This is a genomic window from Arcobacter siniprincipis (SeqCode) (genome assembly GCF_048571125.1).
Classification (GTDB): Bacteria; Campylobacterota; Campylobacteria; order Campylobacterales; family Arcobacteraceae; genus Arcobacter; species Arcobacter siniprincipis.
The window spans coordinates 862,553-875,265 of the sequence record NZ_CP182343.1 but is presented as its reverse complement, the minus strand read 5'-3'; the positions used below and the strand labels follow the sequence as shown (position 1 = coordinate 875,265).

The window sequence follows — 12,713 nt, the reverse complement described above, 5'->3', positions numbered from 1 at the left end:
GAAAAAAAGATTGAAATAATGTATTTAGAATTTATAAAAAACCAACCAATAAAAAAGTCAAAAGACTTTTTTATCTTACATATGACCCATTATTAAAGTCAACTGTACTTCCATTTACATACTCAGGACAAGCTGTAGCTAACCAAACGATAACTTCAGCTGCTTCCTCTGGCTCTGCAAATCTTCCACAAGGAACTGCTTTTTTAAATTCTGCTTTTCTCTCTTCTGAGTTATCTTTTTGCATATCTGTTTCAACAGGACTTGGAGATATACAGTTTACTGTAATATTGTGTCCACCTAAAAGTTTTGCAAAAATTTTAGTTGCATTTATAAGCCCTGCTTTTGCAATCCCATACCAAATATCAGGATGTCCAATTTGTCCAGCTATTGATGCTGTGTTTACTATTCTTCCATAATTTCTTTTTTTCATATCTTCACTAAATAGTGTTATAAGTTCAACAGGAGCATACAAATCCACATTCATAATATGCTCTTTTGCTTCAAGAGGATAGTTATCATAAGAGTATTTTGGTTGCATATATCCAGCATTATTAATCAATGTATCGATTTCTCCTACTTCTTTTGCTAAATCTTTTAGCCCAGCCATATTTGATAAATCATACTCTATGCATCTAACTTTTTTATTATCTTTAAATTCAAAATTTGAAAAATCCCTTGCTACTACTACAACTTCATAATCAAGTTCAATGAATCTTTTTACAACTGCTAGCCCTATTCCTTTATTTCCACCTGTTATTAATACTTTTTTTAATTGTTCCATTTTTTTCCTTTTCAATTAACTATTTATTAACTTTTCAACACTATTCATTAAATATTAGCCTATATAATTCAATTATACATAGGATATTACATGAAAATAAAATTTTTACTATTAACAATTTTTACAATTATTACTCTTGCTTCTTCATCTTATTTAAATAAAGATACAAAGATAGATGAAAAACTCTATTCAAAGATTATCAACACTTCTCTTATAGATTTATCAGAAGTATTTAAAATTGATACGAAAAATATTATAAAGAAACTAACTGATAATAATATTAAAATATTAAACAAAGAACAAACTATAGTACAGATTGCACTATCTAATTCAAAAGATAGTAATGAGATAATAGATTTAATTTTGTCAAATTAAATCTATTTAAAAAGACTTTTTAATAAATTTCCTGCTTTATCTCCAAGCTTTTTTTCTATTGTTTTTTCTATTTTCTCTTTGGCTTTTTCTTTTATGCCACTTTCTAAAAGCTTTTTAGTATCAACTTTAACTTTTGGATTTGATATATCTCCAGATATCTTTGTATCAAAAGTTATTCCTTTTATTTGTGTTTGTACCAAAGCATCTATTACTTTTGTTTTTGTATCAATTACAGAAGGATCAACATTAATTGTTGTTAAGTTACTTTTCATATTAATCGTAGACTTGATTATATTTTTATTTATATTACTAGCTAATGATATATTTTCATAAACTTCTTTGGTAAGATCAAATTTTGCGAAACTATTTATTATAGTCGAATATTCATTTTTCTTAAATTGCCCATTTAATAAATCACCTTTTAAATCACCTACTTGTTTTGCAAGATTATAATCCAATTTCAATTTTGATTTTGAGGTAAAAATTTCTGGATAATAAAGCATGTGTAGTACTTTTAGAATTTCAATATCATCAATATTAGCTGAAAAGTCATCATTTAATAGTTTGAATCTTAATTTACCGTCTAATAATTCAGAATAACCATTTACAAGTAAATCTTTGTCTTTTTTGATATCACCTGCAACATCAATTTTCCCTCTTATCTTAGTTTGTGTAACATCAAAAAGCTTTGAAAGATCATCAATATTTAAAAAGTAATCACTTTTTATAACCATATCTTTTAAATCAACATCTGCTTTTTTTACAAAAAGATTTGCCATTGTTGAATAAAAATCAATTTTAGATAAAGCTTTATTTGGTTCTAAATCTGTTTGCACATCTCCACGAAAAGTTAACCTATCTACTAATTTTGTATTAAAATCTTTATTAACTAAACTATTTGTTACAAGTCCATTTACGATTTTTGTATCTATATTTCCATTTAATTTATCTAATTTTGCATTTTTTATATCACCATTAATTGTTATGTTTCCCATAGCGTATTTAGGTTTATTTATTAGATGTAATATCTCATCTATTTTTGCATTTTTTACATTAAATAAGATATTAGAAGGTTCAAAATTTATTAATTGTACTTTATAATCCGTACTACTTTTAAAAATATCACTAATACCTTCAAGTGTAGCTAAAGAACTATCACCTTTAAGTGTTCCACTTGTACTGAAATTGCCATTTAATTTTTGTTTTGTGTATTTTTCTAACTTTGATAAGTCCAAAATATTTATATCATACTTGATATCAACAGATTTTGAGAATATTAATAAATCACCGATGATTTTTATATTTGAGTTTTTATCTAATGAGGCATCGAACTCAATATTTTTTGTAGTTAATACAAACTTATTTATTTTAAAATTTAAATCTTTTTGTTCATTTACTTTATTTTCTATTAATGAAGAGACTATCCCATTACCAGTTGTTGTAAATAATAAAGCATAAGCTCCTACAAGAACAATAATAATTAAAAATGTTAATCCAAAAAAAAGTTTTTTCATTATGAAGCCTTAATATTTTATTTATTAAATTATACACTACTATGTTTAAACTATAATCAAATTAAATTTCAGAACTGATTATTACTATTATTTTTCACTTTAATATATTATTATATTTATTTTGTTATATTACTTTAATATAAAAATAGGAATTTGAATTGAATCTAAAAAATATAGATTATTATGAAATTATCTTTAAAAATTCTATAGACCCCATTTTATTTTTAAAAGGCAATAAATTTATTGATTGCAATCAAGCTGCTATTGATATACTTAAAATGAAAAATAAAGACGAACTATTCAATATTCACCCTTCACAAATTTCTCCAAAGTATCAACCTGATGGAAGATTATCAACAGAAAAAGAAAAATTACTCATCCAAGAATGTTCTAATAATGGATTTTCAAGATTTGAATGGTTGCATACGGATTCAAATAATAAAGAGTTTTGGGTTGAAGTGACACTGAAAAAATCTACTTTAAATGATGAAATTATTTTTATTGCTGGATGGAGAGATATATCAAAAGAAAAAGAAAAAGAAAAAACAATTGAGAATAAAAACAAAGAATTAAAAGAAAAATATAGCCAAATTGAGAGTTTAAATCATGTTTTAAATGATATAAAAGATTCTGATTTAGCTGAAGCCCTAATGCTTTTAGAAGAATATAAAAAAGCCTTAGATGAGAGTTCAATTGTTTCAAAAACAAATACAAAGGGAATAATCACTTATGTAAATGATAAATTCTGTTATATTTCTGGATATTCACGAGAGGAGTTAATAGGTAAAAATCATAACATAATTAGAAATCCTGAAACTCCAAAAGAATTTTTTAAAAATTTGTGGGAAATATTAGAAAGCAAAAATATTTACAAAGGCATTATATCAAATAAGAAAAAAGATGGAAGTATCTATTATGTTAACTCAACAATTATTCCTATTTTAGATTCAAATAATGAAATAAAAGAATATATTGGCATTAGAAATGATGTTACTTCATTATTTGAAAAAGATGAAATAATCACAAAACAATTTACTGATAATCTAACAGGTTTACCAAATAGACAAAAGCTTGTAGAAGATTCTAAAATTCTTTTATTTCCTAAACTAGCCATGATTAATATCAATCATTTTAGAGATATAAATGATGTATATGGGATAGATGTTGGAGATTTTATACTAAAAGAACTTTCAAATGTATTATCAGTTTTTAATGATTACAATATTAATGTTTACAGAATTAGTGGAGATATTTTTGGGATATTGGCTTCTGGAAACTACTCAACAGAGTCTTTAAAAAACTTATGCCTAGATTTCTTAGATAAAGTAAAAATAAATCCTATTACATATAAAGATCAAGAATTAAACTTATCCTTTACTATTGGTATTTCAACTGGAAGAGAATGGTTATTAGTTGAAGCAGAAATGGCTCTGCAAGAAGCAAAAGATAAGAACAAAACTCTTGTAATGAATCTAGAAAATAAAAATAAAGATACTTTGAAAAAAAGAGTAGAATTAACAAATAAAATAAAATATGCCTTAAAAAATGATAATCTTTTAATTTATGGCCAAAAGATCATACATAATATAACCGGTAAAATAAAATATGAAGTGCTAATGAGACTTGAAGTAGATGATAAGATACTATCTCCTTTCTTCTTCTTAGAGCATGCAAAAAAAGCAAGACTTTATCACGATATGACAAGAAAAATGATAAGACTAGCTTGTGATTATTTTAAAGACAAGGAAAACTCTTTTTCTATTAATCTTACAATACAAGATATTACAAATGAAGAAACAGTAGAGTATCTTACTAATGTATTACTTGAAACTAAAACAAATAAAAGAATTATATTAGAAATAGTTGAATCTGAACAGATAAATGAATTTGAAAAAGTTACAGCTTTTATAAAAAAGATGAAAAGCTTAGGTGTTAGAATTGCAATTGATGATTTTGGAACAGGATATTCAAACTTTGAATATATTATTAAACTTAATGTAGATATTTTAAAAATAGATGGTTCTTTGATTAGAAATATACATAAAGATAAAAATATTTTTATTACTGTTTCTACTATTGTAAACTTTGCTAAACAATTAGGATTAGAAGTTGTTGCAGAATTTGTTGATTCACAAGAAGTATTTGAAACAATAAAATCATTGGATATTGATTGTGCACAAGGCTATTTTTTGCATGAGCCTGAACATTTAATTTAAACTTTGTTACATAATGTAATAATTTAATTATTTTAAAACTCATTATAAAGAAAATTTAACCTAAGAGAGTGTACAATACACCCCAACAAAGTGACAAGTAGGGAAATATTTGCATTTATGTAAGTATTGCTAGTCTATTTATAGATTGGTTACGCTATCCGAACAGACTTTGTAAACAAAATATATTATAAGGATATAGAATGAAAAAAATCGTTCTTTTAATGCTAGCTATCGCTGGTGCTGCTTTCGCTGCTGACGGTGAAGTTGCAAATGAAACACTAAAAGCTTACTCTGTAGTAGCTGCTGGTATTGGTTTAGGTCTTGCTGCACTTGGTGGTGCTATTGGTATGGGTAATACTGCTGCTGCAACTATTGCTGGTACTGCTAGAAACCCAGGTTTAGGTGGAAAATTAATGACAACAATGTTCATTGCTTTAGCGATGATCGAAGCACAAGTTATTTATGCACTTGTTGTTGCAATGATTGCATTATATGCAAATCCATTCCTAGGTTAATATTTAAATCTACAGATTTAATAAAATCTAAAAAGGGTCAAGAGTTTTTCTCTTGACCCTTTTTTTATTTCTAATAATTTATAGATTGAGCAAATTCATTTTCTAAATTTATTCTATCTTCTTCTAATCTTTGTCTTATAACTTTTGCAAACGAATCAGGATATATTTCATATTCGTCACTATTTAGACCATTTATAGTCGCCTTTACAATATCATTAGGGGAAGTCTTTGGCATTTGTAAATCTTTTGACATAGTTGTATCAATAGGACCTGGTAATACTTCATATACTGATATATCTTTTGTTTTCAACTCTGCTCTTAAAGCTTGTGTTATAGAGTGTAAAGCACTTTTTGAAGCACAATATAAAGCCATAATAGGAAGATTTATTAGTGCCAATACAGAGGATATATTAATAATAATCCCACCATTATTTATATTTTCTGATAAAATTCTACAACTATTCAAAGTACCAAATAAATTTACATCAAAATCTAAAGTTTCATTATCAAACAATCTTTTAGCACTATTTGCACCTGCATTGTTTATTAAAATATCTATTTCCCCAATAGTTAATGCTAAACTTTTAAATTGTTCTTTATTAGTAATATCTAATTCTATTAATTCTATTTTATTAGATAATTTTTTTATAGAATCCAATTTACTTATATCTCTTGCACTACAATATATTTTTTTAACATTATAATTTAAAAATTCTTTTACAAATGCACTACCTAAACCACCATTTGCACCTGTAATAAATACAGTTTTATTCTCTAAATTCATCTAGTCTCCTTCTTCTTCAATATTTGTATAAACTTTATTTAATAAGCCAATTAAACTTTCATATTCTTCTTGGCTCAAACCTGCTGAAAGCAGTTGATTATATTGTTTAGATATGGGAACTATTATTTCAACCAACTCTTTTGCTTTTGATGTTGAAAAAATATTTATAATTCTTCTATCCTTACTATTTACTAATCGAGTCAAAAAGCCTTTTTTTTCAAGCCTGTCAAGACTTCTTGTAATATTAGCTTGGTCTTTATATGTACTACTTGCCAATTCTTTTTGGGTCAATCCATTATTTTCAACAATCCTAAAAATCAAGGACCACTGTTCAGGAGAGATATCAAACTCTTTTATTTGCTTATTAAACCCTGTTTTCATAGCTAATGCAGTTCTATTTAAAACAAAACCCAAGGAATTATTCATATCAAAATTCATATACACTCCTTATGCATTACTATACATTTTTTGAAATTACTTGTCAAGACAAATATTGTTTTAACAAGTAGTTTCATAAAAATTTCTTTTTAATTAAATCTATAAGGTTTTATTGCTATAATTCCGCACTTAAAATAAATAATCATATATTAAAGATTTAGATATTTTAAATGCAGATGTGGTGGAATGGTAGACACGCGGGCTTGAGGGGCTCGTGGCGAGAGTCGTGTGAGTTCAAATCTCATCATCTGCACCAAAAAACTTATGTACAATTATTTTTATTGTATAACTTATTCTTACACTTTAATTAATAAAATAAAAACTCTTTTCATTGCTTGTTAATTAAAATTTCAATACCATACTAATACTTTAAAATAAAGGTTTAATATGAAAGCGTTTTTAATAGTTATAGGTGTTGTTATTTTGGCATTTGTTGGAATTTTATTTGCAAATGTTAATAATGTCCCAACCTTAGATGAAAATGTAAAAGCATCTTTTTCACAACTTCAAAATCAATATAAAAGAAGAGCAGATTTAATTCCTAACTTAGTATCAACAGTAAAAGGTTATGCAGATCATGAAAAATCTACTCTAACTGAAGTTACTCAAGCAAGAGCAAATGTAGGAAAAATATCTTTGACTCCTGAGATGTTATCAAACCCTAAATTGGTTCAACAATTCCAACAAGCACAAGGGGCGTTAAGTTCTGCGCTTTCTAGACTTATGGTTGTTGTTGAAAAATACCCAAATTTAAAAGCTGATAAAAACTTTTTAGCACTACAATCTCAACTTGAAGGAACTGAAAATAGAATATCAGTTGCAAGAAGAGATTACATAGAAAGTGTAAAAAAATATAATATGGAATTAAGAACTTTCCCTGGAAAAATTATTGCAGCAATTCTTTATCCTGAAGCTAAAGTAAAAGAGAATTTTACAGCTACTCAAAAAGAACAAGAAACACCAAAAGTAAACTTCTAAAATGAAAAAAATAGTTTTTATACTTTTTAGTATCTTACTTTTACAAAGCCTACTTGTAGCAGATATTGCTTTTCCTAAACTTACAGGAAGAGTAGTTGACAATGCAGGAATCTTAACTTCAAATCAAAAAGAGACTTTAACAAATATATTAAATACCCAAGAAAAAAAGACTTCAAATCAAATAGTTATTTTGACATTAAAATCTCTTGATGGTAATCAAATAGAAGATTATGGTTATCAAATAGGAAGATATTGGAAAATCGGACAAAAAGATAAAGATAATGGTGTTTTATTAATTGTTTCAATGAAAGAAAAAAAAATCAGAATCGAAGTTGGATATGGATTAGAGGGGAGTTTAACAGATGCTAGATCCCACGAAATAATCGAATATAAAATCAAACCATATTTTAAAAAAGGTGATTATTATAAAGGGATTTTAGAAGGAACTAATGCAATTATTAGTTCAATAAAAGGTGAATATAAACAAAAAACACATACTAGTAGTAGTGGGAATATATTCCCGCTATTTATTTTATACTTTATGATAATATTTTTAGCTCCATTTATTGGTACAATATTTGCTAAAATGAACTTAAAAAAGACATCAAGAGTTTTTCAATCAATGATATTTGGTGGGTTTGCTGGACTTTTTATTACAATTGGTACAGGTAGCTTTATCATTTCACTTATTGCTTTTATCTTTTTTACATTAACAATCTTTAGAGTAAATAGTAAAATAGTCAATTCAACAAGTAATTCAAATCATAGTTCTAGATACGATAATAGTATTGGTTTTGGAACTGGTTTTGGTGGTGGCTTTAGTTCAGGTTCTAGTAGTTTTGGTGGCAGCTTCGGTGGAGGCGGTGGAAGTTTTGGTGGCGGTGGCGCTAGTGGAGGATGGTAATGTATTTAAATAACGATGAAAAAGAATCTATAGAAAAACAAATAAAAAAACTTGAAGAGAAAAGTTCAGCAGAACTTGTTGCTGTTATTACAGACTTTTCATCTTCTTATAATCTATTGATTTTAATATTTTCTTTAGTTTTTACATTTTTGATTTCACTTATTAGTTTATATTTTAATGCAAGTACGATAATGTTTTTTGAGATACAATTATCAACTTTTGCATTTTTTATACTTATGTTTCATAATTTTAAACAGTACTTTTTATATCTTTTACCAAAAAAATATAAGTATAACAAAGCATCAAAAAAGGCCAAAGAAGAGTTTATTAATCAAGGACTTTATGACACTCAAACAAAACTAACAATCATGTTTTTTGTATCAATTGAAGAAAAATATGTAGAAATAATTACAGATAAAAATGTAAAAGAAAAAATAGATGATACATATTGGCAAGAAATAGTAAACCAATTTATAAAAGATGTCAAAAATAAAGAATTTGAAGAAGGATACAAAACTGCAATAAAAAGTTGTAGTGAAATCTTAATAGAAAATTTTCCAATAAAAGAAAATGACATAAATGAACTTAGTAATGAAGTAATAGAACTTTAAATTTAAAAGTTGCTATTACTTCATTTTCAATATTTCACAATAAAATTCTAAATCAAAAATTCTTCAAATAAATTCACCTAATAATTTAATGCCAAAGTATGATATAATTTTTAAAACTATAAAGGATATTTCATCGAAAAAAAGATAGTTGGCAGAAAAGAAAGTATCTCAATACTTGACTTGGAATTGTTTGATTTAGATGCTAAAGTAGATACGGGTGCTGATTCAAATGCTTTACATTGTGATGATATTGAAATCGAAGAAAATAAAGTAAGTTTTACTTTACTTGATGAAGTGCATGCTTCATATCATGGTAAAAGAATAACTTTACCTATATATAAAATAAAACGTGTAAAAAGTTCAAATGGAACAGTTCAAATAAGACCATCCATAAAAGTAAGTGTAGAATTTTTTGGTAAAAAATATAAAAGTATCATTTCTCTGACAAATAGAGCTGATATGAAATTTCCAATGTTAATTGGAAGAAGATTTTTAAAAGATAAGTTTTTAGTTGATGTTTCACAAGAGTATTTATGTAATAAAAAAGAGGAAAAATAATAATGAGAGTTTATATATTATCAAGAAATAAAGAGTTGTATTCAACAAGAAGATTAGTGGAAGCAGCCCAAGCAAAGAATTGGGAAGTTAAAGTAATTGATTATTTAAAATGTACTATTGAGATAATGAAAGGTGAACTTATCATAAATTATTTAGGTAAAGTATTACCAACTCCTGATGCAATTATTCCAAGAATTGGAGCAAGTAGAACTTTTTATGGTGCAGCAATGGTAAGACACTTTGAGATGATGGATGTATTTAGTACTTCTGGAAATTTAGCAATTACAAGAAGTAGAGATAAACTAAGAAGTTTACAAGTTCTTTCAAAAAATGATGTTGATATGCCAAAAACAGTATTTGCTTCAAATAAATCAAGTGCAAAAGATGTAATAGCACTATCAGGTGGAGCACCTTTAGTTTTGAAAATATTAGAAGGAACACAAGGTGTTGGTGTAGTTTTAGTTGATAGCGAAAAAGCTGCAAAGTCTGTTCTTGATGCCTTTTATGGCATGGATGTAAACTTACTTGTTCAAGAGTATATTGAAGAAGCAGGAGGAGCTGATATTAGAGTATTAGTTGTAAATGGGGAAGTTGTAGGAGCCATGAAAAGACAAGGTGCAGAAGGCGATTTTAGATCAAATCTTCACCAAGGTGGAAGTGCTACAGCACATAAACTAACAAGAAAAGAAAAATCAACTGCAATAGCAGCTGCCAAAGCTATGGGTCTTGGAGTTTGTGGAGTGGATATGATACCCTCATCTAGAGGACCACTTGTTATGGAAGTAAATTCAAGTCCTGGATTAGAAGGAATTGAAAAATCGACAAATCTAGATATTGCAAGTAAAATCATGGATTATATTGAAAAAAGTGTAACTCCAGCATCAGAAAAAAGTACTAAAAAAAGAAAAATAAAAAAAGATAATATTGGAGCTTAAACTAGATGCAAAGTAGTGATTTGGTAATTGGTGGTATTGTTGTACCAAGGGGAAAAGAAGTAAAGATAAATTTAGAGTTACCAAAACTTTATAATACTCCTACAAATTTGCCAATAAGAGTAATACGAGGTAAAAAAGCAGGACCGATAGTTTTTATTAGTGCAGCAATTCATGGGGATGAATTAAATGGTATAGAGATTATTAGAAGAATCAGAAAACTAAATATTTTAAAAAAACTACATGGAACTATAATCTTTGCACCCATTGTAAATGTTTATGGAGTTATGACACTATCTAGATATCTTCCTGATAGAAGAGATTTAAATAGAAGTTTTCCAGGAAGTGGTAAAGGCTCTATTGCCAGTAGAATTGCAAAAATCTTTTTTGAAGAGATAGTTTCAAAATGTGACTTAGGAATTGACTTACATACAGCCTCTATTCACAAATCAAACTTACCACAAATAAGAACAAATATGGATAACGAATATACTCTAAAACTAGCTCGTGCTTTTGGTGCACCTGTTATCTTACACTCTGAATTAAGAGATGGGTCACTAAGAGCTGAAGGTGAAGAAAGTGGTATACCAATACTTCTTTATGAAGCAGGTGAAGCATTGCGTTTTGATGAAACGTGTATAAGAATCGGAGTAAAAGGTATTATTAACGTCTTAAGAGAAAATGCCATGCTTCCCAAAGTAATACGAAAAGGAAGTAAGACTCCAATAACTTCAAGAATTAGTAAATGGATAAGAGCCAGTGAAAGTGGAATGATAAGAACAATAAAAGCCTTGGGCGATATTGTAAAAGAGAATGAAGTTATTGCTTATATTGATGAACCATTGGATGATAATAGTTTTGAAATATTAGCACCCTTTGATGGAATCATTATAGGGAAATCTCAAATTCCCCTTGCTCAAGAAGGTGATGCGGTTTTTCACATAGCAAAATTTGGTAACTTAAATATTGCCGAAAACAAAATGGAATACTTCAATGAAGATGCCATAAAACAAAGTGAATTTTACGAATTAAATAATGAAGAGATAATAGAATAACATGGAAAAATTTTACGATATTTTAAAACAGCTAATTAGAACACCAAGTGTTGTGGGAGCAGAACATCCTTTTTTTATGAGAGTGAAAAGAGAGCTTGAAGAATTAGATTTAAATGTTGAATACTATGATGGTGTTTTAGTTGCAAAAGGAAATAACCCACAAGAGGGATATATTTCTGCCCATGCAGATAGACATGGTTTGATTTGTACAGGACATAATGAGTTCCAATATGCTGCTTTTATTGCAAAAAATCAAGCTGACTTAAGAGGGAATTCAAACTCTGAAAAACTTTTAAAAAACTTTGAAATGAGATTTATGGATCATAAAGTTCAATCATATGAGCCATGGTCTGGAAGTTATTTGGGAATGGGAGTTATTAAAGATGCCTTTCTTTGTGATAGAAGAAAAAATATTATTTTTAAAATTGATGGTCTTAAACATCTTCTACCCGGAACTGCTATAGCATTTATGGATACACTGAACATAGATGAGAATGGCTTAGTTTCTGCTCAACTTGACAATGTTATTTCTATTGCTATGATTATTTATCTATATCACCTTGGATATCAAGGAACTGCATTTTTTACAGCAAGTGAAGAAGCTGGAAAAAGTTGGAGATTTTTACTTGAATATTTTAGGAGATTTAATTTAACAACAGATGAACTTCTTGTTTTAGATACAAGTCCATACAGTAGTGTAGATCATATTACAAATTTAGATATTGTGTTGAGAAATAGAGATGAAAATGCTGTTTTCAAATCACCTTTAGAAGAAAAACTTAAAAAAATAGTTATTGAAAATAATATAAATTACCACTACAAAGATGCTTATTTAGAAAATCAAATGTTAAGTGCAGGAACAAAAGGTTCAGTGGGAGTTACAGAACTAGGAAGAATAATTGATGCAACAGATGGTGAGATTCAAGGTACAACTCTTCAAATTCCAACTATTGGATATCATACAGTAAGGGAAACTACTACTAAAAAATCCATAGATACAATGGTTTTAATTTTATCAAAACTTTATATTGAGAAAAAAGATAACTAAAAAC

At 27.4% G+C, this 12,713-nt stretch carries 14 protein-coding genes and 1 tRNA gene; 11 read left to right on the top strand and 4 right to left on the bottom strand.

The features are described from left to right. Positions 1-70 precede the first annotated feature (70 nt). Positions 71-781: an SDR family NAD(P)-dependent oxidoreductase gene (locus ACNI3D_RS04420; protein WP_419768388.1), complete on the bottom strand. Its 711-nt coding sequence runs from the start codon at positions 779-781 to the stop codon at positions 71-73. Between the two features lie 90 nt (positions 782-871). Between ACNI3D_RS04420 and ACNI3D_RS04415 the strand changes: the two genes are divergently transcribed. Beyond that, positions 872-1,156 carry a hypothetical protein gene (locus ACNI3D_RS04415; RefSeq protein ID WP_419768387.1) on the top strand — a complete coding sequence of 95 codons (285 nt, stop codon included), beginning with the start codon at positions 872-874 and terminating at the stop codon, positions 1,154-1,156. A gap of 2 nt (positions 1,157-1,158) precedes the next feature. Here ACNI3D_RS04415 and ACNI3D_RS04410 read toward each other — a convergent pair whose 3' ends face one another. Then, positions 1,159-2,670 (bottom strand): hypothetical protein, encoded by a 1,512-nt coding sequence (locus ACNI3D_RS04410; protein ID WP_419768386.1) that lies wholly within the window; start codon positions 2,668-2,670, stop codon positions 1,159-1,161. Between the two features lie 158 nt (positions 2,671-2,828). Here ACNI3D_RS04410 and ACNI3D_RS04405 point away from each other — a divergent pair, with 158 nt between their 5' ends. Both ACNI3D_RS04405 and ACNI3D_RS04400 read left to right on the top strand, forming a co-directional pair. Next, positions 2,829-4,886: a bifunctional diguanylate cyclase/phosphodiesterase gene (locus ACNI3D_RS04405; protein WP_419768385.1), complete on the top strand. Its 2,058-nt coding sequence runs from the start codon at positions 2,829-2,831 to the stop codon at positions 4,884-4,886. A 200-nt stretch (positions 4,887-5,086) separates the two neighbouring features. Further along, a complete protein-coding gene (locus ACNI3D_RS04400) occupies positions 5,087-5,401 on the top strand; it encodes a F0F1 ATP synthase subunit C (protein ID WP_129100152.1) in 315 nt (104 codons plus the stop codon). Positions 5,402-5,471: 70 nt separating this feature from the next. Here ACNI3D_RS04400 and ACNI3D_RS04395 read toward each other — a convergent pair whose 3' ends face one another. Continuing rightward, positions 5,472-6,185, bottom strand: coding sequence for an SDR family NAD(P)-dependent oxidoreductase (locus tag ACNI3D_RS04395; protein ID WP_419768384.1), 714 nt, complete (start codon positions 6,183-6,185; stop codon positions 5,472-5,474). Beyond that, entirely contained in the window at positions 6,186-6,623 is a 438-nt protein-coding gene (locus tag ACNI3D_RS04390) for a MarR family winged helix-turn-helix transcriptional regulator (RefSeq protein WP_419768383.1), read from the bottom strand. 172 nt (positions 6,624-6,795) lie between these two features. On the opposite strand from ACNI3D_RS04390, the gene ACNI3D_RS04385 reads away from it, so the two are divergent. The 8 genes from ACNI3D_RS04385 to ACNI3D_RS04350 all read left to right on the top strand — a co-directional run bounded on the left by ACNI3D_RS04385 (position 6,796) and on the right by ACNI3D_RS04350 (position 12,709). Continuing rightward, positions 6,796-6,879: transfer RNA gene (locus ACNI3D_RS04385), tRNA-Leu, on the top strand. 131 nt (positions 6,880-7,010) lie between these two features. After that, on the top strand, positions 7,011-7,601 hold the full coding sequence (locus ACNI3D_RS04380) for a LemA family protein (protein ID WP_419768382.1): 591 nt from the start codon (positions 7,011-7,013) through the stop codon (positions 7,599-7,601). Between the two features lies 1 nt (position 7,602). Then, positions 7,603-8,505 carry a TPM domain-containing protein gene (locus ACNI3D_RS04375; RefSeq protein WP_419768381.1) on the top strand — a complete coding sequence of 301 codons (903 nt, stop codon included), beginning with the start codon at positions 7,603-7,605 and terminating at the stop codon, positions 8,503-8,505. Further along, positions 8,505-9,116, top strand: coding sequence for a TPM domain-containing protein (locus tag ACNI3D_RS04370; protein ID WP_419768380.1), 612 nt, complete (start codon positions 8,505-8,507; stop codon positions 9,114-9,116). The genes ACNI3D_RS04375 and ACNI3D_RS04370 overlap by 1 nt, the downstream gene beginning before the upstream one ends. Before the next feature lie 132 nt (positions 9,117-9,248). Beyond that, complete coding sequence (locus ACNI3D_RS04365; RefSeq protein ID WP_419768979.1) at positions 9,249-9,674, top strand: ATP-dependent zinc protease family protein; 426 nt, start codon at positions 9,249-9,251, stop codon at positions 9,672-9,674. A gap of 2 nt (positions 9,675-9,676) precedes the next feature. Further along, on the top strand, positions 9,677-10,609 hold the full coding sequence (gene rimK, locus ACNI3D_RS04360; protein WP_129100145.1) for a 30S ribosomal protein S6--L-glutamate ligase: 933 nt from the start codon (positions 9,677-9,679) through the stop codon (positions 10,607-10,609). A 5-nt stretch (positions 10,610-10,614) separates the two neighbouring features. Next, on the top strand, positions 10,615-11,661 hold the full coding sequence (locus ACNI3D_RS04355) for a succinylglutamate desuccinylase/aspartoacylase family protein (protein ID WP_419768379.1): 1,047 nt from the start codon (positions 10,615-10,617) through the stop codon (positions 11,659-11,661). Position 11,662: 1 nt separating this feature from the next. Further along, the gene (locus ACNI3D_RS04350) at positions 11,663-12,709 is read left to right on the top strand and encodes a zinc-binding metallopeptidase family protein (protein WP_419768378.1); all 1,047 of its coding nucleotides are present in this window, start codon (positions 11,663-11,665) and stop codon (positions 12,707-12,709) included. The last annotated feature ends 4 nt before the right edge of the window (positions 12,710-12,713 follow it).